General features: G+C 53.4%; 18 protein-coding genes. 11 read left to right on the forward strand and 7 right to left on the reverse strand.

Features of this window, described 5'->3' with window-relative positions; translation table 11 throughout:
- Positions 1–321 precede the first annotated feature (321 nt).
- From ACO08A_RS00235 to ACO08A_RS00270, 8 genes are all read left to right on the forward strand, one after another.
- The gene (locus ACO08A_RS00235; protein WP_422039286.1) at positions 322–978 is read left to right on the forward strand and encodes an NADPH-dependent FMN reductase; all 657 of its coding nucleotides are present in this window, start codon (positions 322–324) and stop codon (positions 976–978) included.
- A 295-nt stretch (positions 979–1273) separates the two neighbouring features.
- Complete coding sequence (locus ACO08A_RS00240) at positions 1274–1477, forward strand: hypothetical protein (RefSeq protein ID WP_422039287.1); 204 nt, start codon at positions 1274–1276, stop codon at positions 1475–1477.
- 417 nt (positions 1478–1894) lie between these two features.
- Positions 1895–2524 (forward strand): VPLPA-CTERM sorting domain-containing protein, encoded by a 630-nt coding sequence (locus ACO08A_RS00245; RefSeq protein WP_422039288.1) that lies wholly within the window; start codon positions 1895–1897, stop codon positions 2522–2524.
- Positions 2525–2783: 259 nt separating this feature from the next.
- Complete coding sequence (locus ACO08A_RS00250; RefSeq protein ID WP_422039289.1) at positions 2784–5234, forward strand: tetratricopeptide repeat protein; 2451 nt, start codon at positions 2784–2786, stop codon at positions 5232–5234.
- Positions 5235–5285: 51 nt separating this feature from the next.
- The gene (locus tag ACO08A_RS00255; RefSeq protein ID WP_422039290.1) at positions 5286–6839 is read left to right on the forward strand and encodes a GumC family protein; all 1554 of its coding nucleotides are present in this window, start codon (positions 5286–5288) and stop codon (positions 6837–6839) included.
- Between the two features lie 235 nt (positions 6840–7074).
- The gene (locus tag ACO08A_RS00260; protein WP_422039291.1) at positions 7075–7716 is read left to right on the forward strand and encodes a CpsD/CapB family tyrosine-protein kinase; all 642 of its coding nucleotides are present in this window, start codon (positions 7075–7077) and stop codon (positions 7714–7716) included.
- A gap of 255 nt (positions 7717–7971) precedes the next feature.
- Positions 7972–8682 carry a VPLPA-CTERM sorting domain-containing protein gene (locus ACO08A_RS00265; RefSeq protein WP_422039292.1) on the forward strand — a complete coding sequence of 237 codons (711 nt, stop codon included), beginning with the start codon at positions 7972–7974 and terminating at the stop codon, positions 8680–8682.
- 506 nt (positions 8683–9188) lie between these two features.
- Positions 9189–9941, forward strand: coding sequence for an ExeA family protein (locus ACO08A_RS00270; RefSeq protein ID WP_422039293.1), 753 nt, complete (start codon positions 9189–9191; stop codon positions 9939–9941).
- A 140-nt stretch (positions 9942–10081) separates the two neighbouring features.
- Here ACO08A_RS00270 and ACO08A_RS00275 read toward each other — a convergent pair whose 3' ends face one another.
- Together ACO08A_RS00275 and xrtD are read right to left on the reverse strand one after the other, a co-directional pair.
- Positions 10082–11425, reverse strand: a complete 1344-nt coding sequence (locus tag ACO08A_RS00275) for a nucleotide sugar dehydrogenase (RefSeq protein WP_422039294.1) — start codon at positions 11423–11425, stop codon at positions 10082–10084.
- A 285-nt stretch (positions 11426–11710) separates the two neighbouring features.
- Positions 11711–13261: a VPLPA-CTERM-specific exosortase XrtD gene (xrtD, locus tag ACO08A_RS00280; protein ID WP_422039295.1), complete on the reverse strand. Its 1551-nt coding sequence runs from the start codon at positions 13259–13261 to the stop codon at positions 11711–11713.
- A 965-nt stretch (positions 13262–14226) separates the two neighbouring features.
- On the opposite strand from xrtD, the gene ACO08A_RS00285 reads away from it, so the two are divergent.
- The 3 genes from ACO08A_RS00285 (at position 14227) to ACO08A_RS00295 (ending at position 17967) form a co-directional block, all read left to right on the forward strand.
- Positions 14227–15501 carry a nucleotide sugar dehydrogenase gene (locus tag ACO08A_RS00285; RefSeq protein WP_422039296.1) on the forward strand — a complete coding sequence of 425 codons (1275 nt, stop codon included), beginning with the start codon at positions 14227–14229 and terminating at the stop codon, positions 15499–15501.
- Positions 15502–15594: 93 nt separating this feature from the next.
- Positions 15595–16812 (forward strand): glycosyltransferase family 4 protein, encoded by a 1218-nt coding sequence (locus tag ACO08A_RS00290; protein ID WP_422039297.1) that lies wholly within the window; start codon positions 15595–15597, stop codon positions 16810–16812.
- A gap of 438 nt (positions 16813–17250) precedes the next feature.
- Entirely contained in the window at positions 17251–17967 is a 717-nt protein-coding gene (locus tag ACO08A_RS00295; protein WP_422039298.1) for an FkbM family methyltransferase, read from the forward strand.
- 277 nt (positions 17968–18244) lie between these two features.
- On the opposite strand, the gene ACO08A_RS00300 is transcribed toward ACO08A_RS00295, so the two are convergent.
- From ACO08A_RS00300 to ACO08A_RS00320, 5 genes are read right to left on the reverse strand one after another with little or no spacing between them, the layout of a single operon-like run.
- Complete coding sequence (locus tag ACO08A_RS00300; protein WP_422039299.1) at positions 18245–19432, reverse strand: glycosyltransferase; 1188 nt, start codon at positions 19430–19432, stop codon at positions 18245–18247.
- A 26-nt stretch (positions 19433–19458) separates the two neighbouring features.
- Positions 19459–20202 (reverse strand): PHP domain-containing protein, encoded by a 744-nt coding sequence (locus ACO08A_RS00305; RefSeq protein WP_422039300.1) that lies wholly within the window; start codon positions 20200–20202, stop codon positions 19459–19461.
- Entirely contained in the window at positions 20199–21425 is a 1227-nt protein-coding gene (locus ACO08A_RS00310; protein ID WP_422039301.1) for a hypothetical protein, read from the reverse strand. Before ACO08A_RS00310 ends, ACO08A_RS00305 begins: the two co-directional genes overlap by 4 nt.
- 3 nt (positions 21426–21428) lie before the next feature.
- Positions 21429–22100 carry a polysaccharide deacetylase family protein gene (locus ACO08A_RS00315; protein WP_422039302.1) on the reverse strand — a complete coding sequence of 224 codons (672 nt, stop codon included), beginning with the start codon at positions 22098–22100 and terminating at the stop codon, positions 21429–21431.
- Positions 22101–22132: 32 nt separating this feature from the next.
- Positions 22133–23113, reverse strand: coding sequence for a glycosyltransferase family 2 protein (locus ACO08A_RS00320; RefSeq protein WP_422039303.1), 981 nt, complete (start codon positions 23111–23113; stop codon positions 22133–22135).
- Positions 23114–23417: the final 304 nt, after the last annotated feature.

Below are 23417 nucleotides of genomic sequence, written 5' to 3' on the forward strand. Positions count from 1 at the left end.
CTGTCCGCCCATTTTCAGCGCTTCGCAGCGTCCTGCCGGCATCAAAGGCATTGCAAAGGTATTACGTTGTTAACGCTTGAATTTCTCGAAGCAGGCGCCTTATCGGGCTGAAACCCATTCATTTTTGTGCGGTGGTCATTTAGGGTCAGGACCCATTCATTTGGGTGAATTTGCCCGGCAACGTCGTTGCAAATCTTTGGAAACCGGTCGGTTTCCTGCAGCTTTGCGCCTCGTATCCGAACAAATTCTTCCCTACCAATCAAACCAAATGAATGGGTCCTGACCCTAAGGTCAATCTCGACACCAACGCGGCGGGGTTTCATGACATTCCTGGTATTCATCGGCTCGGAACGGGAGAGCACACCGCCACGTCCGGCGCGATTGGGAGAACGCGTTGCCATGGCCTGTGCGCGCCGGCTCACCACCCATCAAGTGCAGCACGAACTCGTCGATCCGCTCAAGATCGATCAGCCGAGCCCGTTCAAACCGCACTTTTCCTATGCGAAGGGCAAGGCTCCGCGAGCACTTGAAGATCTGGCCCGCCGGATCCACGACGCAGACGGCTATGTCATGGTGAGCCCTGAATACAATCACTCCATGTCGCCCGCGCTCGCGCATCTTCTGAACCACTTCGGAAGTTCGCTCTTTTCCTACAAGCCAAGTGCGATCGTGACCTACTCGGCCGGGCAATGGGGCGGCGCACGGGCTGCGGTCAACATGCGAACTTACCTCGCCGAGCTGGGCTGTCTGCCGGTCTCCGCGATGGTGCATGTCCCCAAGGCCCACGAAATCTTTGACGAAACCGGCGCATATCTTGACGGCCTGGATCCCGATCACTGGGATGGTTATCTGGACCGGACAGTGAAACAGCTCCTCTGGTGGGCGGAAGCCGCTGCCCGGCAACGCGCTCACGGAACCGCCGAGAAACCTGCGGCATTCACCAGAGCACCATCGCAGAGAAATGCTCCGGGTAATTGAAACCTCGCACCGCGACGAGGCACCGGAATGCGAATTTCCAGCGGTTACCTATCGCAACAGGACGGTTCTCCACACCCTATTTTGAAAGGCATGACGTTCAACGTTTGCCGGGATACGCGGGCGCGCCAGGCGAAGAGAATCAAGGAAATCGCGGTGCGTGGCCCTCTCTCTCGGTCATTTCGGCGTGATGTTCAGGCGAATTTCCAATTTGGAGTTTTTCACGCAGCAATAATCTGTTAACCTAAACGTGTGTGTACGGGTGCGCTACTCGTTCAGGCAACCAAGGTTTTTTAGAATGTCATTGCTTATTGGCGCGGGAATTCTGATCTATTTCAGTGTGGCGTTTGCCTTTTTCACGATCAGCGCAACGGAACTGGTTGAGACCGGGCGCGTGCGCCCCATTCGGATTGTCAGTGCATTGCTGGCCGCGGTCTTCTGGCCGCTGACGATACTGATCCTGTCGCTGACCGTGGCCATGACGCGACAGCGGCATCCGTGAACAGCGCCGGTCAACGCAATTGTTACCGCGCCGCAATGCCGGCGAACCACATGTTTTTGGAAGATCGGAACACTTAGCGCAGAGCCCCGGAACCGGGACCGCCGGCGCAATCCCTTGGGCGCCGGCGGCCTCGACGCAGCCCCTTTTACACCAAAACCCATGCATACCCTGCATTCCTCGCCAAATCCGGCTAGGCACCCAGAATTTTTAACAGTGGTTAATTTGCGTTTTTTAAACACTAGATGCGCCGCAAAAGCGCGAAAAACGGGGAATTTCTTTTCAGCCAAACCCTTCTAGAAACACAAAAAATACGATTGACTTTGCATACAATTTTTGGTTTACGTTGTGTTAATGCGGTATATGAGGTTTGCTGCACAGCAGCGAAAGTGCGCTTTTTAAAGTGGAAAGGTCGTATAAATGAACATATTTAAGACAATCAAAGCGGCGGCAATTGCGGCCGTGCTCAGTGTTGCGACGGTTAGCGCCGTTTCCGCTGCACCGAGTTCAATTCGCTTCGGTGGCGTTATCGACAGCATCACGGCTCCAGGTACTGGCGGTTCCGTACTCGGTGCTGTTGAGTTCGGTGACGTTCTCGGTGCACCGGCTAACCCGACCCCGGGTGCCGGCGGTTGGGCCAACATCAATGCTGTTTCCGGAATCTTCCTCCCGGAAGCTGCCGGATCGCTGCTTGGCTACTTCTATAACATCGACTTCGACAACATCCCGGTCAATCCTTTCTGGGTAACGGACTTCTTCTCCTTCTCGATCGACCAGCTCGTCGACGGACCGGATTTCGAGTTCAACAACCCGGGTGGCGTTTTCTCTGACCTGGACTTCAAAGCCAAGGGTACCCTGACTGTTCTTGGCACGGGTGACACCTACACAGGCGTTGCTTCGTTCAGTGCAGACTCGTCCAATGGCATTGACATCGCGTTCTCGTCCACAGCGACTGTTCCGCTTCCTGCTTCTGTGCTGCTTCTTGGTGGCGCGCTCGTAGGTGCCGGCGCTGTCGCACGCCGCCGCAAGAAGGCTACTGAAGTAGCCTAATCCGTTGGCATAAACCGCCCTCGCCTCAAGCAAAACGAGGTGGCGGAAAAGGCGAATAGGAACTGGGGGATCAGGCCGAAAAGGTTGGTCCCCCTTTTTCATTTAGAAGGACCAAAGCGCTTTCATTTTAGCGTATTTCGGAAATCAGTGACATACTTTAACCTTGAGTCAATTTTTACGAATTGGTTACTCGAACTTTAGCGAGCATGCCCCTATCTTTAGGGCATAATTTAGATGAGATATTGCAGGAGTTGGCTTGATGACCACGGCGCCCCGTTTCAGGCAATTGGCGACAGGTTTGGTATTGTCTGCGGGTGTGTTGTTTCTGGCCGCCTGCAGTTCGTCTGAAGAAAAGGCCGAGGCACACTACAAGCGTGGCTTGGAATTGGTCGAACAAGGCGAACTCACAAAAGCCGGGCTCGAATTCCGGAACGCCTTCAAGCTGAAGTCCGATCACGTCGATGCGCTTTTTGCATTCGGCGAAATTCAGGAGCGCCAACGCAACATACAGGCTGCGTTCAGGATTTATAACGCGGTTGCTGAACAGGCAGGTGACCATGTTGAGGCCCGCTTGAAGCTGGCCTACATGCTTATGACCGCAAACCAGATCGAACAAGCACGCAAGTTCCTTGATCAGGCGAATGAAATCGCTGCGGAAAAGCCAGAAGTTCTGGTCGCGAACGGCACATATGCACTCAGAAACAACAATCCTGAAGAAGCAGAACGACTTGCCGAGGAAGCTCTGAAAGGCAATCCGGAACTTGAAGACGCATTCGTTGTTCTTGCATCTTCCCGGGTCGCCGTGAAGGATTTCAAGGGTGCCCTGGCATATCTCGACAAGGCTCCGGGAAGCAGCGCCGAAAATGTGGGAATGCAGGTCCTGCGTCTTTCGATACTCGACAGCCTCCGCGATGACGAAAAAATAGAGAAACAGCTCTCAGAAATGGTCGAGCGTTTCCCGGAGATGCCGCAATTCGCAGTTGCTTCGGCTCAATGGTACATGAGCCGGGATCGGCACGACGATGCCGAACGCTTGATGCGCAAGGTTGCCGAAGACAGGCCTGACGACACGGGTGCGCAATTACGTCTGGTGGCGTTTCTCGCCTCTCAGGGCGGTCCGGAGGCCGCGCAGACCGAGCTTGAAAAACTCATCGAAGCTCGCAAACAGGGAGATGCCGAACCCTTTCCGATTCAGGCTGCGCTCGCGCAACTGAAGTTCACCACGGGTGAACGGCCGGAAGCCATCGATTTTATGCAGTCGGTTTTGGCCGAGACAGATGAAACGGAGCAGAAGAACAGAGCACGGCTGATCCTGGCGGCGATGCTTATCGAAACCGGTAAGATAGATCAGGCTGAAGGCCATGTGACCGAAATCCTCGAGGCAGACAATAAGAATGTAGAGGCGCTCCGGATGCGCGCCTCCATCAAACTTTCGAACAATGATAGCGCGGGCGCTGCTGATGATATTTTGCTGGCCCTCAACGAGGCTCCCAACGACGCTCGTCTGCGTGTGATGCTTGCAAACGCACATGAACGGAATGGCTCGTCGGTTCTGGCGGAAGAGGAATTCGCGAAAGCGTTCGCGCTGGACAACCAATCGGTGGAAACCGGGCTGCCCATGGTGCGTTACCTTTTGAGCCACGGCAGGGCGGAACAGGCAGAACGCATCCTTGAAACGATCCGCACACGGAACCCCAACAATCGCGAAGTTCTTGCGCTCATTGCGCAGCAGAAACTGGCGCAACGCGACTTTGTGGGCGCTCAGGAGATCGCCGACACGCTTCGTAATTTAGAAGACCAGGGTTACCAAGGCTTTGCCGACAGGATTACCGCCGCTGCGCTTGGCGGACAGGAAAAGCATGACGAAAGCCTGGAGTTGCTTCAAAACTCGATGGCGAATTCCGGGCGCGAAAACCAGGCACTTCTTCCGGATCTGGTGCGCGCTTACGTTCAGTCCGGACAGCAGGAACTCGCAGTTGAAAAACTGAATGCCGTTCTGGAAGAAACTCCAGAGGATGTGCAGGCGCGCGTATTGCTCGGCGCCGTTTATATGGCAAGCGGCGATGCGGACAAGGCCGAAGCCATGTTCAAGCAAGCGGCGAGCAACGGCAGCAACGCGTCGGGAAACAGCGCGCTGGCACAGTATTATTTTTCAACGCAGGAATACGACAAGGCCGAAGAAGCGGTTCGCGCCGGTCTTGAGAAAGACAAAAACAGCATTGCGCTGCAAATGATGCTTACGACTGTCTTGCAGCAGACGGAGCGTTTCGACGACGCGATCGCTGTTTATGAGGACATGTTCGAGAGAAATCCGGGCTCCACAATCGTTGCAAACGACCTTGCGAGTCTTCTTTCGGAGCGACGTTCAGACGAAGCGTCCCTCGAGCGAGCTCTCGAGATCGCGCAGCGGTTCAGAACGTCCGAAGTGCCGCAATATCAGGACACACTGGGCTGGATTTATTATCTGAAGGGTGAGTATTCCTCCGCACTTCCACTGCTCAGAAATTCTGCGCAACAACTGACGGACTTGGGTCTCGCGCAGTATCATTACGGAATGACGCTTGCAGCGCTAGGCCAGAAGGAAGAAGCAATCGAAACCCTTCAGCGGGCACTGGATCTTAAGACACTTATGACAGAACAGGACCAGGCAGCGGCGAGCGAAACGGTGGAGAGGCTTCAAAAAGCTGAAACTGCTACCGAGTCGAACTAGTCCGGTGGTGCATGTTCACCGGGTGCTTGAAAAGAATGTGGTTGAGGAACAATGGAACAGAGTTTTGACCTTCGCACGGTAACTTCGATGGCGAAACGCCGTTACCTGTATTTTGTTCTACCTGCCGTTGTCATCTTTGCAGCTGCAGTCTTCGTCGCGTATTCATTGCCACGCGTTTACGAAGCGAAGGCGGTAATTCTCATTGAATCGCAGCGCATTCCCAATCAACTTGCGTCAGCAACGGTCAACGCCGATCCGAGTGAACGGCTGAAAGTTATCGAACAACGTCTGCTCGCGCGAGACAATCTGCTGAGTATCGCCAACGAGTATTCCCTGTATCGCGGTGGGGGTGAAACGCCTTCCCCGACGATCATCGTCGAAAAGATGCGATCTGCCATCACCATCCAGCAGATCTCGGTCGCGAGATCGCGCAAGAACACCCAGATTGTCGGATTTGAGGTCTCATACGAGTATGAGAGCCCAACGACGGCAGCTCGCGTTACAAACGAGCTCGTAAATTCGATCCTCTCGCAAAACCTTGAAACTAGATTGAGCCGCGCTGCGGAAACGAGCGAATTCTTTTACCAACAGCTTCGCGACCTGGAGAACGAGTTGCTTGAAATGGAAGCCAAGATGGCTGCGTTCAAGCGAGAGAACGAAGCGACGTTGCCGGAAACGCTGAACGAACGCCGCGCCAGCCGTGCGCAGGTCGTCACGCAACTCAACCTGATAGAACAACAGCTGCGAGCAATGAAGGAAATCGATGGCGCCGCAATTTCACCGGATGACAACGGGGCGCAGCAGCTTACCTTCAGGCTGCAATCCGCAGAACTGAGCCACGAAGCCCTGTTGGAGCGACGTGAACAGCTCGCTCCGCTATTCGAAAAAGGCTTCGTCTCCAAGAACACGATGGACGGACTCGATCGGCAAATCGCGCAGTCCGAAATCCAGATGGCTTCGATAAAGTCTCAGATGGCGCAAGAAGGCATCACGATAAACCCTGAGACAAGGCTCAAACTGCTTACAGCTCAAAAGGAAGAGCTTCAGAACCAGGCTGATGAATTGGCGCAGAGCATTGCACAGACACCGGGCATTGAAGTCCAGTTGCAAGCGATGGCTCGCGAATATGAGAACCTGCGCGGCGAATTCAATCAGACAAAGGTTAAGCTGACAGACGCGGAAATCGGTGAAAAGCTGGAACAAGACAGACAAGCCGAGCGTTTTGAGATCCTCGAGCAGGCAACGACACCCGACGAGCCGGCCAGTCCCAATCGGATTCAGATCGTGGCAGCTGGCGGCGGCGGAGCGGTCGCAGTGGGGGTGGCGCTCGTCCTGCTTCTTGAATTTCTGGACAACAGCATCCGAACCGCAGGTGACTTGGAAAAAAGGCTGCAGGTTCGGCCAATTGCGGTCATTCCATATGTGACGACTAGAAGGGAACGCGCGCGTCGATTTTTCCGTCGTATGTTAACCGTTTGCCTTGCATTGCTCGCTATTTTTGGTGCGATCGCGGTCGTGCACCTCTATGTCACGCCCGTTGATCTCTTGGCTGAAAGGCTCTGGCTCAAGGTGCAGCCGTATTTGTTGAAGCTCAACCTGATCTAAGCGCCAGGAACTAGAAAGTCGGAGTATCCGCGTGGAACATATAAAAAGTGCGCTCAAAAAGGCCGGCGTAACGGATGGAACGGAACTTGAACCTGTAGCGGAGGTGCCCAGGGTTCAAACATCCCCTCCTCCTTCGCTTAGGACATTTGATCGCGAAAACCCGGCAGCAAGCGACGAAGTGAAACCGCTCCGTCGGGTAGACATCGATCTCAAGCACCTTGAACGGAAAAGGATCGTGTCAAAATCCATGGACGATCCGAACCATATTGCGTTCAATCTCCTGCGTACGCGTGTGCGCCAGGCGATGTCGGACAACAAGTGGAAATCACTTGCCATCACGTCGCCGACGCCCGGCTGCGGCAAGACGATGGTCACGCTCAATCTTGCGTTCAGCCTTTCCCGCAATCCGGGACTGAAAACCGTTGTTGTCGATCTGGACCTCAGACGACCGTCAATCGCCCCGACCCTGAATATCGAGCCCGACCGGTCGATTGCCCAGTACTTGCTTGAAAGGGCGGATGACGCGCGTGACTGCTTTGTTCAGGCCGACGAGAACCTGGTACTTGGCCTTAACAGTGGGCATACACCGGCTTCGTCTGAACTGCTGCAAGCCCCCAGGATGCTTGAATTGTTCAAATACATTGACCGCGAGTTGTCTCCCGAGATTGTCCTTTTCGATCTTCCGCCCATGAAAAGCAGCGACGACGCACTTGGCTTCTTGCCCAGGGTGGACACGTCCTTGCTGGTTGTTGCATCGGGAACGACCACGACGGCCGAGGTCGATGAATGCGAGTTGCAGATGAGTGAACTCGACAAACTTCTCGGGATCGTTCTGAACAAGTGCGAAGATGCGCAAGCCGAGGATTACTATTATTGATTGCAATATGCCGTTCAGTTCTTTGAAAAAGAGCGAACGAGCGTCGGTGCGCGCACCCTGTTGTTTAGCCGCACCCTACCAATGAGGTGAGACAAACCTCCCCGTTCAGGCCCGCATTCATTGCTGCCGGTAACCATTATTTCAGAACAAGCGTTTGAGTTTGATATATTCGCTTGTGCGCATAAAACGCGTATGTTAGATAAATTCAAATAAAGTTACATAAACTCAAAAATTATACTTAAGGTATTCTTTTCCATGAAACTCACTTCAATGCTGTCTGTCTGTGGACTCCTTTTAATCAGTTCTTCCTCCGCTTTTGCGGCTCCATTTAAGCTGGAAAAAACCTACAGCAGCATCTTCGGCGGCGGGGGCAATGAATCGCTTAGGATTGTGAATACGGGAACTCCAAACCTGGATGCGCGGGTCAGAGCCGGAGGTTTTCGGGTTACGGATACGACAAACAATATCAACCTGATCGCATGGTGCGTTGATATTGCACACTCTCTCACTCTAAAGGGTCTCTACGAGATCACCTCGACTCCATTTTCGAACACGTTCTCGTTCAGCCAGGCGCAAAAAGACAATATCGCGAGCCTTTTTGAAACGGCATTTCGCGATCTGGATCTCACCAACAACAGCCAATCTGCCGGCTTCCAGCTTGCGCTCTGGGAAATAGCCTACGAGTCGTCTGGCACGCTTGATGTCGAAAACGGAACGTTCAGCACAGTGGCGAGCATGGGCGCAGTCGATGCTGCGAACGATTTCCTCGACAATCTCGGCGGACCGGTCACGCAGTCATACAAGGTCAACTATTACGAGTCGCTCGGCTACGAAAACGGAACAAGATACAGCCAGAACCTGGTGAGCGTCACTCCGGTCCCCCTGCCTGCTGCCGGCTTGCTGCTTGGGTGCGGATTGGCAGGTCTCTATTTGACCGGCAGGCGCAAAAAAATCCTGAGTGGTTGACCGCTTGTTTTGCAAGACTTAATAACTTCTGATCCTGGTCCACTAATAAAACGATGTATATATATTCTTTTTACACGAGCTTAGTGTACTGATTACTTTATTCACACGTTTATTTGAACTCAATATCATTAGCTGCTTCGTTTTCGCCTTATTTAATTGATATTTCGACATGGTGCCCTGAACCAAATCAGGCAAAAATCGGCTAGCTCCGGATAAGTGTTATGTGCTAAAAGGGTGCAATAACGATTTTACCATTTTCCGAGTAAAATCTTGAAAGTGTGCGAGAATATTACTTATCTGCTAAAAACGAAACGGTAAGGTAAGCTTCATAATTTAGATAAGACATGTTGCAAGCTTACCGATAGTGAACGATGCAACAAGAAACAGAATTTGAACAGTCACGCACCTCGGGGTCGATGATGTATGAGCCGTATTACGGTCTCTTGACGAAGCCATTTGCGCTTGTACCTGATCCACGCTTCATTTACTGGGCGGGGCCTCACAGCATGGCTTTTGCGATGCTGGAATACGGCATTGTCAACCATGCCGGCTTCACCGTTATCACCGGAGAGGTCGGTGCGGGCAAAACGACGCTCATTCAGCATCTGCTCAGCAAGCTGCCGGGCGATATCTGTGTCGGGCTCCTGTCGAATACCGGCGGAAGCGGAGAGCTGCTGCAATGGGTTCTGATGGCGTTTGATCAGGACTTTGACACGGACTCGCATGTCAAGCTGTACAAACAGTTCAGGGACTTCCTGATCGAGCAGTATGAACAGGGCCGCAGGACGGTTCTGATCGTTGACGAGGCGCAAAATCTCGGTTCGGAAACCCTTGAAGAGCTGAGAATGCTGTCGAACATCAACACGCATAATCGCGAGCTGCTCCAGATTGTGCTGAGCGGGCAGCCCGAGCTGAAAACGCTGCTGGCCGCACCGAGCCTCAGGCAGTTCGTTCAACGTGTGACCTCGGACTTTCATCTGTCTTTTCTGGAACAGCAGGAAGTGACCGGGTATATCGCACACAGGCTGAAGGTGGCAGGGGCGAAGCGGTCGCTGTTCACTCCGGGTGCCTGCGACCTGATCTATTATGCGACGCAGGGAACCCCTCGCCTTATCAACACCCTTTGCGATACCGCGCTTCTTTACGGATTTGCGACCGAAGCCGAAGAGATCACGCCCGATATCGTGAAACGCGTCCTGGACGACAAGCGGCGGTTCGGCGTATTCGCCGTGCAGCCCGACATGGCTCTTCCGCAATAGAGCGCCAGATTACCCGAAAGGTGGCCGGAAACGGCCACCGAAGGCTCTGCAGGCGGTAGGGACAGTGCCCTGGCCCTGTTTCAAAGAACGCACCGCGTGTGCTGATGTCTGCCACTGACCCCGCCTGAAAACGGCGTCAATCAAGCCTTCGTCACCCTCTTCGTTGCCAAACCGCGCGAGGCGATCGCATTACGTGTGTCCACGATCGGAATGTCGAGCGCCACCAGTTGCCCGAAGTCGATCGCGTCGTGGTCGGTTGAAATCAGAATCGCGTCATAGGTGTCGGGCGAAACCTCCTCCATTCGAACGGAGGTTCTGTCCAGAAGATGCGGAAACTCGCGCATCCGGGGAATTCGCGCCACATGGGGATCGAGAAAATCCACCTGGGCACCGCTTTTCTGCAAGATGTCCATCAACGTGACCGAAGGGCTTTCCCGCATGTCGGGAACGTTCTTCTTGTAGCTGATCCCGACCAGTAGGATCCTGGACGTGGACAGGCCCTTGCCACAATGCAGGTCAAGCACTTCCCGCAATTTGGAAATGACGAAGTTGGGCATGGTTACGTTGATTTCACCGGCAAGCTCTATGAAGCGCGTGGCATGGCCAAACTCGCGGGCTTTCCAGGTCAGGTAGAACGGATCGATAGGGATGCAGTGGCCACCCAGGCCCGGCCCCGGGTAAAACGGCATGAAGCCGAACGGTTTTGTCGCGGCCCCTTCTATGACATCCCACACATCGATGCCCATCGCGTCGTAGATGACCTTAAGCTCATTCACGAGCGCAATGTTGACGGCACGGAAGATGTTTTCCGTGATCTTGACCGCCTCTGCGGTCTTTGCCGAAGAAACCGGCACAACCTTGTCGACGACGTTCCCGTAAAATGCGGCGGCAAGCGTCCTTGATTCCTCGGAGTCCGCTCCGACTATCTTCGGGATTGAATGTGTCCGGTAGGTCTCGTTACCCGGATCCTCGCGTTCCGGGCTGAAGGCGACCCAGAAATCGCTGTCCGGCTTGCGCCCGTGTGATGCAAGTATGGGCGTCAGGACCTCTTCCGTCGTTCCAGGAAACGTCGTGGATTCCAGAACCACCAGCACACTGTCGCGCATGTGCTCCGCTATCGTCTGCGCCGTTTGCTCCACGTATGTGAGGTCGGGTTCACGGTGCTTTGTCAAAGGCGTCGGGACACATATGACAATCACGTCGCAGTCCGACAAGCCGGAGAAATCGGCAGTCCATGTAACGCAGCCATGGTCGCTTGCACGTTTGAGCATGTCGTGCGAAACGGCAGCAATGTAGCTTTCGCCGGCGTTCAGCTTGTCCGGTTTGCTGTCATCGATATCGAAGCCGGTCACAGTGAAACCACGAAGGGCTGCCGTAGCGGCAAGCGGCAATCCGACATAGCCGAGGCCAATCACGCCCACTCGCGCGCTTTTGTCGACGATCTTGTCGAGCAAACCGGAATGCTTCGGGGTCTCAGATTTCATTTTTCGGCGTCGTCCGTCCTGGAAATCACTCGGTCAGGTCTTGCGACTGACCCGCCGTTCCCTCTTATCCGATTTTCAGCGCCATGCATCAAAAAACGGAGACGTGCTGTGTCTTGGCCTCCACGATGAGCGCGTTCGACGAACGGTGCAGCTTTCCGGCAGGCTGACCTGAAAGTACGCGCTTCGTTGCGGAGACGCGCACCAAACGTTGTTTCGCTTCAGGAGAATGTCTTCTTGGATGCAAGAGCGGCCCGGCATACCGGGCCGCTCGCGCTTGACCGGAAATCAGGCTTCGATCGCTGGGAAGTACTGCGGCAGCATCGGCACGACGCCCTCAAGGAAAGTCTGCAGGCGATCGTCGGCCCGCTCCACGTCTTCGCCAGGCGCGATCGGTGTGACAACACGAACCAGACCGCCGTCGGAACGGCCTTCCGAGAACGTGTCCCACATGGACACGAATTTCGCCTCGAAGTCATTGGTAATCTGTCTGCCGCGCTGTTCGAACCAGAAATAGACGAGCTGGCGCTGGAGGCCGAGTTGAATGACGGCGCGGTTCACGTTGATGGTTTTTTCATTGTCGCCACTTCCGACGTTGATGGTTTTCTGCTCCCACTTGGAAACTTCCCAACCACCACCGGGCAGGCAGATCTCCGGGGAGTGAATGCCCGATCCCTCGGTCTGTGACTTGTAGAACGTCATCAAAAGGTTGACGTTTGCACCGTCCTGCTTGTAGTCGGCCAGAAGGTATTCATCCGCACCCAGAACACGTTCGATATCTCTGTCGAGGATTGTCGCCCGCCCCTGCCAGTTCTCGACATGCATCGGAAAAATTCCAAGCGGGAGACGGTTGATTGAGGCGGGCGCAGGCGTCGGTGCAAGTTGCCAGGCAATACCGGCAACCAAAGCAATGATCGACGCTGCGACAAAGGCCTTGCCCACCATTACCGAAGGAAACTTCTTCAACGGCCCCAGCACACCTTCATAGTCCATGCCGATGATGTATTTCGGACGCTCGCGCCCGAACGAAAAGTAGCGTGAAAGAATCCAGGCAAGGATGTACAGGATCACCGTGCAGGAAATAAAGATCACCCAGCCTTCGAAGTAATGAATGAAGCCCTCGGCGTGCTCAATTCCGAAGTGGTTGACCAGAACACCGATCATGCCGACACGGAACGAGTTCATCAAAATTGTAACCGGGATGGTGGCCAGGAAGATCAGGACCCGGTGCCAGTTGGGGCCGTTATAGAGAACCGCCATCAACCACCCGAAACTGAACAGCGGGAACAGATAGCGCAGGCCACTGCAGGCCTCTGCCACGAGAAGCTTGTACTCTCCAAGGTCAATCACTGTTCCATCAAGCAGAACCGGGATCCCCATGAACTGAATGACGGCAACACCTATTTCGGCCGAAACGGCCTGCAGGTGCGTTGAAATCTTGAGATAGATGAACTGAGGCAAAGGCAGCATGAAAATAAGGTGCAGCCAGCCCGGCCAGAACCTGAAGCCTTCGCGCGTGCCCGCAAGCAACAGGATGAAGGCACCCACGTACAGAATGAAACCGTAAGTGATGATGTCCGGAATTTCGACCAGGTTTCCGATCAAGCCGACGAGAAGGGCCAGCACAAAGACCGCAATGCCCACAAAGCGGCTGCCATGGTCCGGTTTCACCGGATGGCGGTGGATTTCGAGCAGCGTCATATACAAGGTGATGAGCGGAACAAGCGGACCATAGCTGTATTCCGGTCGCGACCATGCAGCGCCCAGCGAAATCAATCCGTCCCAGAAGAAAGCGACGGCTCCCAGGGACGCTACGATGATCCAAGGAATTGCGCGCATCGCTATAGATGCATAGTCACTGGAAAAACCCGCATTATTGTTACGAATATCGGCAGTCATGAATGTTTCCGTTCAAAATCGGTTTTTCGCAGGCAAACCTGCCAAGTCTAAATTATAAGCTCTTAGATCCCATATCCGTGGCAACTTTGTAACTAAATTTTTGGTGAAAATGCGCAGCTCATGAAGATTTTACTAAGATTTTCGTCAATTAACATTAATTCTGACCATCACAGGCGGGCGACAGCAACGCGGAGCCTAATATCTACTCCCTTATCTCATTAAACAATCGCCGGTCTCTTTCAGAGTGCCTGGCGATCACCAGACGCTGCAGCAAGTGCATATGCTGCACAAGTTGATGAAAGGCTTGCAGCTACCACGCCTGGAGCAAATCCAAGGCGTGATGTAAATGCCCGGGCACCCGCCTGTACCGCGGATGCGGTCACCACAAGTCTGATTTTGCTGGTGCTCGTATTGCTGCAGCCGCACCGTTATTTTGACCCATCAGCCTTGCAGACCTTCTCAATACACATATCGCCTCTGTCGTGCGCGATATCAATGTCGCCGACAGATCCTGATGCGGCCAAAGAGACCCGGTCTGCTGCGACCATGAGGCAATTCGATGTTCCCGGCAAAAAGGGTTGATGAGAAGGAACACGCCACAACGGGCTCCGTCGGGGGTTAAGCATATTCGGCGAATTTGATTGGAATTATCCTAAAAATGGATCATTTCAATATCTCTATGAAACTAGAAATATCCGCGTTGGATTTTGGGGGCGTGGTACCAATTGGCTTGATACGGGTGTATATGAATTGTAATTACCCCTTCTCAAGTCGCTGTTTGGAAAGCGAACCCGATCGAAGCAGACCACGAAGACCACTTCGTAGGGGCAAAATAAGGCAGCCCGTTTTTTCTGAACCCGACCAGATTTGAACACATCGCGAATTTTTGAAAAGGACGTTTCTCCATGCAAGTTGCCATTTTCGGCCTTGGTTATGTGGGTTTTACCGCTGCCTGCTGCATTGCCAGCGAAGGGCACAGTGTTCATGGAATTGACGTAAGCCAAAAGAAAATCGACGCGATATTGGCCGGCGAAGCGCCGATTATCGAGCCCGGCGTTTTGGAGCGGCTTCGCGATGGTCTTGGGAAGGGACTGATCACGGCAGCAACCCAGATAGGCGATGAGTTGCGGGATGTGGACCTGGCCATTGTTTGCGTCGGCACGCCGTCCGCGGCAGACGGTTCGCACAACATGGGGTACATCGCGGAGGTGACGCGACAGATCGCGCATGCCTTGAACACGTCCGGACCGCGTACGAAGCCACTTACGGTTGTTTACAGATCCACAATCCGCCCCGGCACGACAGACGAGTTGATCGCGCCGATTTTCCGCTCTGTCGCAGGTCCGAACGTGTTTGAGACCGTGTCGCTTGTCTACAACCCCGAATTCCTGCGCGAGGGTACAGCGGTCAAGGACTATTTCGAGCCACCAAAAATCGTTGTCGGCACCAAGGATGGCCTTCCAAATCCGGCCATGAGCGAACTCAACAAAAACATCGACGCGGTAACCTTTCATGTCGGTTTCCGTGAGGCCGAGATTACAAAATTCGTCGACAATAGCTGGCATGCCGTAAAGGTTGCCTACGCAAACGAGATCGGCCGTGTCTGCCTTCAACTCGGGGTCAAGGCGAGCGCGGTGCATGAAATTTTCGTTTCGGACACGAAACTGAACATATCACCTTACTATATGCGTCCGGGAGGAGCCTTCGGTGGCTCGTGCCTGCCCAAAGATGTGCGCGCCTTGCAACATATCGCCGGTGACAGCGGTGCAAACACCCCGCTTGTGGACAGCCTTCTGAGATCCAACGATGCCCACAAGCACCGAATGTTTCACTACGCGGCCGAAGGTTTGAAAGACGGGTCCAAGGTGCTGATGGCGGGCCTTGCTTTCAAGGCCGACACAGACGATTTGCGTGAAAGTCCGAACGTGGATCTTGCGCGCAAACTTCTGGAGGCAGGTTTCGACCTCAAGATTTTTGACCCGGCAATCGACGCAACAAAACTGATTGGAGCCAATCTCGGCTACGCATACGCGCAATTGCCGACCCTGGAACATCTCCTCGTTTCCAAGGAAACCGCTGAATCCACTCAGTTCGCGCGTGTTATCGCGACAAACGCAACAGCGAAACAATTGAACCTGCCGGCAAACATCGACATACGTGATGTCGGCTCCATCCCGTAACTTTTAATCAAACTCATTGTCTTTTCCGGAAGCGAGCATGTAATGTCTCTTTCTATTGTGGCGAGCCCAACCGAGCTTACAAATATTTCTTCAATGGTAACGATTGACGTCCTGCAGCGTGACAAGCCCCTGGAAGGGCGGAAGATACTCATAGTTGTCGAGAATTTGCCCCTTCCCTTCGACCGGAGGGTCTGGCACGAGTGCCGGACACTGACCGCCGCAGGTGCGCTAGTTTCCGTCATCTGCCCGACAGGAAAAGGGTACGAAAAGCGTTACGAGGAAATTGAAGGGGTTCATATTTACCGTCATCCGCTCCCGCTCGATGCAAAGGGCGCGATGGGGTATCTCGTTGAATACAGTGCTGCCCTTTTCTGGGAAACACTGTTGGCCTGGCGCATCTTTTTCAAACACGGGTTCGACACGATACAAGGCTGCAACCCACCGGATCTGATTTTTCTGGTTGCAGCTCCGTTCAAACTTCTCGGCAAACGGTTCCTGTTCGATCATCACGACATCAACCCGGAGCTCTACGAAGCCAAGTTCGGAAGGCGCGACTTTTTCTGGAAACTGATGGTCCTGTTCGAGAGGTGCACTTTCAAAGCGGCCGATGTCGTTATTTCGACCAACGAAAGCTATCGTGAAATCGCCTTGACCCGCGGGGGGAAAAAGGAACAGGACGTTTTTGTCGTTCGGTCCGGCCCCGACCTCACGCGACTTCACGTCAAGCCGGTCAATCCGGAGTGGCGTAACGGGCGCGATCACATGATCGGATATGTCGGTGTTATGGGTGATCAGGAAGGCATTGATTTGCTTCTGCAGACCGCTCACACCATCGTTCACGAGCAAAAGCGCAATGTACAGTTCTGTCTGGTTGGCGGCGGTCCCGCTCTGGATGGCCTGAAAGAGCTTACCAGAGAACTTGACCTGGAAGATCACGTCACCTTCACCGGACGTGCTCCGGACGACACGTTGTTCGAAATTCTATCGTCTGCCGACGTGTGCGTTAATCCGGATCGTGTGAATCCGATGAACGACAAATCGACGATGAACAAAATCCTTGAATACATGGCGTTTTCCAAGCCAATCGTTCAGTTCGATGTCACGGAAGGCCGACGGTCGGCACTCGACGCGTCCCTCTACGCAAGGGCGAATGACACGAACGACATGGCGGAGAAGATAATCCAGCTCCTTGACGACCCGGATCGCTGCGCCGAGATGGGCAACTTCGGTCGCAACAGAGTGGAAGAAGAACTTTCCTGGAACCACCAGATCGAGTCTCTCATTTCTGCGTACAAGCGCGTCGGCAAGTGAAACCTCCTGAACAGCGGAACTTCAATCGTGTCGTATTGGTTTTATTGGAAGCGGTCTGCAAGTAGAGCGGCGATGTAGTCGTGCCATTAGGTTCGTTGCCGCGGCCATAGCCGCAGTCTGAGCCCGAGCAAAGCTCGCATCGACCAAAAGCGCCGCAGACTTAATTCGCATTTGTACCTTGATTCCATGCCAGAAAAAGACGGACGCACGTGTAATACTGGGAACAGGGTTGCAGCCCTAAACTCATAGTTTCCCGCTTAACCCCGCGAACCCGGGCTAAAACTCGCCGGCGGTCTCAAAGAACACATCGCGACGAAAAGGAAAGACAGGCATTTGCGCGCCCCACGGAAGATTAATTATTGGGTCGTCTGAAATTATTTGCCAATATAACCAAGGAAGTATTCTAGTCACTTAATTCATCAGCATATTGGGGTCGCAATGATAAGGAAATCCGCCAAACTCTTGCTGCAGTTCATGGGCCTTAAGGTGAACCGTGTGCCGAGACATTTGCGCTTCAGTCGCGGCATTCGAGGCGACGAAATCGTTCTTCCCGAGAAATTCAATTCAGACGTGATAATAGACGTTGGAGTCGCCGGCGGGACCCCTTGGCTTTATCAACAATTCCCAACACAAAAGCTGATACTCATTGACCCTTTATTTAGAAACGACTCTCTTTATGACTTGCTCAATGGCCGCGAATACATCCAGCATGAATGCGCACTAGGAAACATAGATAGTAACATTGAGATAAACTATGATTTAGATCGCCCCTCTTTGTCTTCCCTACACGAGCGAACCGAACTCACCAAGAGGGAAGACCACAGGATTGAAAAGCAAGTCGTGCCGATCAAGAAGCTTGATCAGGTCATCGGAGAGTCCGAGCCGGACAGCGCGAAATTCGGTTTGAAAATCGACACGGAAGGCCATGAGCTTGAGGTTTTGAAAGGAGCCACGGAAACACTCAAGAAATGTGAATTCGTTGTGTGTGAGGCTTCAATCGAGAAAAGGTTCAACGACAGTTACAACTTTTCAGACCTAATCGTCTTCATGGACTCAAGGGGTTTTGAAATAACGAGGGTTTTGCGTTTCGGTGAAGATGATGCCGGCGTGATCCGGCTCGCTGACGTTCTCTTCGAGAAAAAGAGCGAGAGCTGACGGTTTCGTAGTAGCGGATTCCAAAATTCGCTGCTGTCCTTTCCCAACTCAAGGCACAACGCGGATACGGAAAAGCACGAAACGCAATCGCCACGTTAAGCAAGACGAACACTGGTGCTTCGTGTGAAGAGGTGACGGGATCCATTGGCCCCTGAAACAGGAGAAGGACACGACAAGCAATCGTGGCGCTTCTTCGAGCCGCACGATATCCGAACGAATACCAGGTTCTTTCGTGATGATTGCGAAAGAAATCGGCGTGCGCGGCAACCTGCGTTTTTCAGACCCCGAGGCTGTTCATTGAATCTCGGTAAGTTCCAACAACCCCGTTTCGTTGAAATTGTGCAGCCTTTCCGCTTTCCTGCCAGCGGAACAAGTCCTCTTTCAATCTTTTCTGGTCGACGATCAACTTGTCCATTGCACCCAAAATCGCCTGCTGATCGTGCGCGGACGCGCCAAGCGCAAAGGTTTCGTCGTCAAAAAAACCATCGATCGCCCAGTCTTTCGGAAAGACCACCGGGCATCCGGCTAAGAGCGCTTCCAAAAAGACCATCCCGAAGGTTTCCCTCTTGGACACAAGCGCGAAGCCGCACATTCCATTGAGCATGCTTTGAACCTGGGAATGCGGGATATGTCCTTTTCGAGAAAAAGCAGCGGCTTTTTGTTGCGCAACGAGATCGTCAATCGCATTCTCGTCGCTTGGACTTCCCCCTCCGTAGAGATGAAACTCGAAACCGCGGTGCCGGGTTTCAAGTACCCGACTTGCCTTTACGAGCGCGGACGCGTTCTTGTTCACCCGATCCTTCATATTGAAAACCGAAGCCAGACGCGGTTCAACAAATTGCGGCGGAATGATCTTGTCCTCGACTGACGTACACGGCAACAAAACGGTTGGTTTTTCCCGTTTTCCCAGCCACCCATCGCAGATGCGCTGCCCCATCACAGAAAAGGGGAAGACGATTGCCGCATTTTGATAAATTCGCCGGTAGGTATTCCGCAGATCCGGACGATGCTTCAAGATTTTGCGGTCCGTATTGACCTGGATCGAGAGGGCGTATGGGCATCCGATCCGCCCACTCAACCTTTCTGCCAGCAGGCCTTCCAAGGTCAGCTTGTGAGCGTGGATAATGTCCGGCTTTATGCCACGAGCAACGATGTCGTCACCGATCTTGTCAGCAAGGTGCGAAAGCGTAGCTGCCATGTAGAGCCCAGCCGGCAATCCGTCATACCTTATCGTCGTAACTCCACTTTCAACCTGCTCCATTTGCAGGTTGAACTTTGGTTTCAAAGGACTTTGAGCGAGTTTTTGAGCGATATCGTATCCAGAAGCGGCCACACGATTGATTGAATATACTTGCTGATCGAATGTGTCTTGCACAGCATCGACGAGCGAACTTACAGCTCGCGTCTTTTCCGGCTTGTAGTCGTCCGGATAATCACCGGAAATGTGCACTATTGTTTTCGTCATTTAAATCTTTGCACTCCGCAAGCGGCTCAGCTTTTGCGTTTCCGAGACCAGAATCTAAGCCGTTTCAGTTGCCTTCTTAAAGCCTCCAGAGAGTCCGAAACGGGTGTAGAGACAGTACCGTTGGAGTCTTCGATAAAACGTCCGGCCACCATAGGCTGAAATTTCCGATCCTGAATCGCACCGACAAGCTCGTTCTCAAGGTTCTGTCCCTTGATTTCGAACCGATGAGTGAGTGGCCAATAGTGTCTCAACTGATGAAAATCGACGCCGACCGTCGCCGGCAGGCCGGTTCTGGCAATCAGGCTTTTTGCTTCCTGGCCGGGCGCTACGCCATCCGATTTACGGTTCCAAACTTCAATTCCGTCAAGGTAGGGTACAAAAGCATCATCAAATTTCGCGAATGCCTGGCGCCGGATCGGATGAGCGAAGATCGCAACACCTCCCGCAGCCTTCACTCTCTGAAGCGTTTCGAGTACGGGTCTGTGCTCCTCCAGGAAGTGGTCCAGCCCCCAAGTCAAGATGTGGATGTCATTGTCGGGTGAGGAGTACTCGATCCCCGGAATGAGTGTGCATCGATCATTTGATGCTTCTGCACATTCAGCTCGATACTCTTCGAACCTGGCTGGTTCAAACCCGGTATCGTGTTCGCTCATCATGACAACATCGACACCCCGGCGCGCGAAAAACCTGGCGATCTGTTGCAGCGTCCAATGCCCGTCGTAGGACCAATCCGAATGTGCGTGAAAAACAACGTTGAGATGGCGCTTCATTTGCTTCGTTTCCGTACAGCCTTCAGTACAGTCGCCAAAGCGTCGCGCAGGAAGAAAAGCGGGAAAGCGCGATCGTAATTGTAAAACCCTGGCCGTGCATGACGCGACAAAACACCAGACAAGGACTTCAGGAAACTGGGCCACCGCTCGGCGTGAAATTCGCTTTTGGGTCCTCGCAACACAAACAGTAGGTGCAACAAATCGCGGCCAAGATGACGGACCGGCGAATCTGAGCGCACTGCCGCCAAGTTGCCTGGAATGAATTCAGGATCAGTTGCCTGCTCCACCGCCCATGTCGGATATTCGTAACCATGCCGACGAGAAAGCGCAGTGGATCCCCAAAGTCGGCCGTTTAATTCTACGAACCAATGTGTTCCATCGTCGTCAGTGAGAAATTCGACCATGAATGGTCCACGCCAACCAACTGAAGTTATGAGCGTTTTCACTTGTTCGACCAGTTCGGCGTCGGGTTTCATCGAAACACATGCGCTTGCGCCGGAGCCGTGGGGATTCATCATGCGTATTCTCTGATGGCCAAATATCTGGCTGACACCTTTGTGGCCTGCGAACCCGAAAACACCCTGACCAATGCCGTGAATAAGTGGTTGAACGAGCAAAGGAAACACTAACGTATCTGCCTTTGCCAGTTTCTGGACCGCGTCTTCATCAAACAAGTAATGTGAATCCCCCTTGCTTAGGTTTCTCTCACTTGTCATCGATATGGCAAGCGCTGGCTTAACTATTGTAGGGAAGTTCTTGATATCCGTCAGGGATTCCGGCGAGGTGACCACAAGGGTGGGAGGGACCGACAGCCCGGCTGCCTTTGCGGCTTCGATTTGCTGCGTTTTGTCGAGCGCCAGCGATTTTTGCGCCCCGGAGGCATTCGCAAAGGCCGGTTTGTGATCATCAGCCCCCAAGGCATTCAACGCCTCATTCGTGAGCCAGAGGCTGGTGTCGTCCATAGCGAGCAGAATGTCGATGTCCTGATTTGTGCGCAGTATCTCGGCCAAATCATCTTTCGCCAGATCAGCGTTTTGCTCCGGCGCGCAAATTTTGAAGGGTTCGCCCACAGGAAGCAGCCTCGACAAAGGCACCGATGAATTTGCTCTTTGGAAGACCCTAACATTATAGCCATTGTGATAGAGACTGAAAAACACTTCTGGCGCGGCCAGTGCATCCGCAAAACCTATCAGTACGGTTTTCTTTGTCTGCTCAGTATTCATAATTCAAATGATCTGTTTCTTGGCTTTGGCAATCCCGCGGCGCAGACGTCTGAGTACGCTTTCGCGACCGGACAAAAACGCCGAAACATCCTCAAGCGAAGTGTCCTCGCGAACGGACCAGCGGGGCACCGGGTAAGGAGAGCCCTGAAATCCGCCGCCGTCGCTGGAGTACACACGTTTGTACCCGTGAGCCTTCAATTGACGGAGCGTGTTCCTCCCGTAGAGCCCAAATGGAATTGCGGCCTCGGAAATGCGATCTCCGATGCAGTCCTCCAGCAGAGCCCTGGCATCCACGAGTTCTGTCTGTTCGGACCTTTCATCGAGTTCTTTCCAACTCACGTGACCATGACCGTGAGATCCTACCTTGTGCCCTGCCCTCAACAATTCTCTCAGATCTTGCGAAGACAACGATCCTTGCTTGTCCAGACGCCCGGCCAGCGGAAAGAAAGTCGCCTTAAGGTCTCGATTTTCAAGACCCGGCACACCAATTTCCAGATCAGACGCATTTCCGTCGTCGAACGTGATCTTAATCCTGTGCTGAACAGGCGCTATCAGATCGAGAATTTGCAGGTATTTTTCTTCTTCGATCCAGTACGGCCTCTCTCCGTCCTCCAATTCCCTGGAGGGTGTGCCAATTCCATGAAAATTGATGATCCGAAACTCGTTATTCTCCATAGGCTGGAAACTCCAAGCGAAGGTAGTTGCAACTATGGCGCGGAAACTTCTTCAAACCCATTCGCCCATTCTTTCCGGTCACGCCAGACGCTAAGCCAATGCTCTGCCCGCGACTCATACTTCTTTGACGCGAAAACCGCTGCTTTGTACACAAACGCTCTGTTGAATATCGCCAGCTTGAGGAGAAGCAAGCCGAGACTTCTTTTGGTCCCCGACCAATGCTTGCGTACAAGTGATACCTTTGAACTGTAGATGAGCTTCGTTTTGCGGACATTCACGGCGCCCCCCGTGGCCGCGCCGACCAGATGCATAATGTTTGCGTCGGGCGTTATCATCAGTTTGTGTCCGAGCTTTCCGGCGCGAAGACAGAAGTCTGTTTCCTCACCATACATGTAGAACGCCAGGTCAAATCCCTGGAGTTCTTCCCAGAGGCGGCGACGGGTCAGAAGAAAGCACCCGGCTACGATGTCCACCTGGCGTGCGTCGTCCCGTTTCCATGCTCCCATGATATCGGCGTTGAACACGCTGGAATTCGGGAACAAGAGAGTCAGGCCGAACGCAGAGCAGAACAGACTCCAAAGCGAACTCTGACGCCAGCAGGAGCCCAAGTTCAAAGTGCCGTCCGGGTAGTAGGTCCTTCCTCCAAAGATGCTGATCCCCGGGTGTCCTTTGGCAAAGGACACAAGATTGTCAACTGCCCCTTCGTAACACTCCGTATCCGGGTTCAAAAGCAAGAGCCATTCTGTGTTTGCTTGTTTGGCAGCTACGTTGTTTCCCGCTGCAAAGCCCAGATTTTCCTCCGAGGCGATGACTTCGACTTGCGGAAACGAATCCCGAACCGCCTCGGCGGAGCCGTCACTTGACGCGTTGTCCAACACAATCACTTTTATCTGCGTTTGAACCGTTGTCTCAAACAGCGTTTCAATTGCCTTGAGCGTAAGCTCACGCGTGTTGTAACTCACGATAAGGACTGTGACTTCAGGCTCGCCGGCGGCTTCGATTTGAGCTGACATGTGCCTCTCGTCCTCAGTGTTTACGTCACGTGTAACCAAGTTGCTCTCCCCGGTCGCGGTCGTTCAAGCCTCTCGAAATCAATGCGTTGGACGCTGCAACTCGCCAGCCGCAGATGAAATCAAGGTTTCTCAAAGCCAGTTCAAGGACAAACAAGACTCTTCTTCAACTAACCCGGCAACACTTATGTGACCGAACTTAATTTTCTGTTCTGGCATCGCAGCCAATGGTCGCTGCAGCCAATATTTCCGTCGTTTCCGAAAGGCAACGACCACAATCTGCCGGGAAGGCTGCATCCTGGCTCTC

The organism is Roseibium sp. (assembly GCF_965232425.1).
GTDB lineage: Bacteria > Pseudomonadota > Alphaproteobacteria > Rhizobiales > Stappiaceae > Roseibium.

Excerpts from the sequence above, each read along its gene's own strand:
- ACO08A_RS00270 (WP_422039293.1), top strand. The coding sequence starts at position 9,189 with ATGGCTTTTGCGATGCTGGAATACGGCATTGTCAACCATGCCGGCTTC.
- ACO08A_RS00235 (WP_422039286.1), top strand. The coding sequence starts at position 322 with ATGACATTCCTGGTATTCATCGGCTCGGAACGGGAGAGCACACCGCCA.
- ACO08A_RS00275 (WP_422039294.1), bottom strand. The coding sequence starts at position 11,425 with ATGAAATCTGAGACCCCGAAGCATTCCGGTTTGCTCGACAAGATCGTC.
- ACO08A_RS00240 (WP_422039287.1), top strand. The coding sequence starts at position 1,274 with ATGTCATTGCTTATTGGCGCGGGAATTCTGATCTATTTCAGTGTGGCG.
- ACO08A_RS00290 (WP_422039297.1), top strand. The coding sequence starts at position 15,595 with ATGGTAACGATTGACGTCCTGCAGCGTGACAAGCCCCTGGAAGGGCGG.
- ACO08A_RS00320 (WP_422039303.1), bottom strand. The coding sequence starts at position 23,113 with ATGTCAGCTCAAATCGAAGCCGCCGGCGAGCCTGAAGTCACAGTCCTT.
- ACO08A_RS00255 (WP_422039290.1), top strand. The coding sequence starts at position 5,286 with ATGGAACAGAGTTTTGACCTTCGCACGGTAACTTCGATGGCGAAACGC.
- xrtD (WP_422039295.1), bottom strand. The coding sequence starts at position 13,261 with ATGCGCGCAATTCCTTGGATCATCGTAGCGTCCCTGGGAGCCGTCGCT.
- ACO08A_RS00250 (WP_422039289.1), top strand. The coding sequence starts at position 2,784 with ATGACCACGGCGCCCCGTTTCAGGCAATTGGCGACAGGTTTGGTATTG.
- ACO08A_RS00305 (WP_422039300.1), bottom strand. The coding sequence starts at position 20,202 with ATGAAGCGCCATCTCAACGTTGTTTTTCACGCACATTCGGATTGGTCC.
- ACO08A_RS00285 (WP_422039296.1), top strand. The coding sequence starts at position 14,227 with ATGCAAGTTGCCATTTTCGGCCTTGGTTATGTGGGTTTTACCGCTGCC.
- ACO08A_RS00265 (WP_422039292.1), top strand. The coding sequence starts at position 7,972 with ATGAAACTCACTTCAATGCTGTCTGTCTGTGGACTCCTTTTAATCAGT.
- ACO08A_RS00300 (WP_422039299.1), bottom strand. The coding sequence starts at position 19,432 with ATGACGAAAACAATAGTGCACATTTCCGGTGATTATCCGGACGACTAC.
- ACO08A_RS00245 (WP_422039288.1), top strand. The coding sequence starts at position 1,895 with ATGAACATATTTAAGACAATCAAAGCGGCGGCAATTGCGGCCGTGCTC.
- ACO08A_RS00295 (WP_422039298.1), top strand. The coding sequence starts at position 17,251 with ATGATAAGGAAATCCGCCAAACTCTTGCTGCAGTTCATGGGCCTTAAG.
- ACO08A_RS00315 (WP_422039302.1), bottom strand. The coding sequence starts at position 22,100 with ATGGAGAATAACGAGTTTCGGATCATCAATTTTCATGGAATTGGCACA.
- ACO08A_RS00310 (WP_422039301.1), bottom strand. The coding sequence starts at position 21,425 with ATGAATACTGAGCAGACAAAGAAAACCGTACTGATAGGTTTTGCGGAT.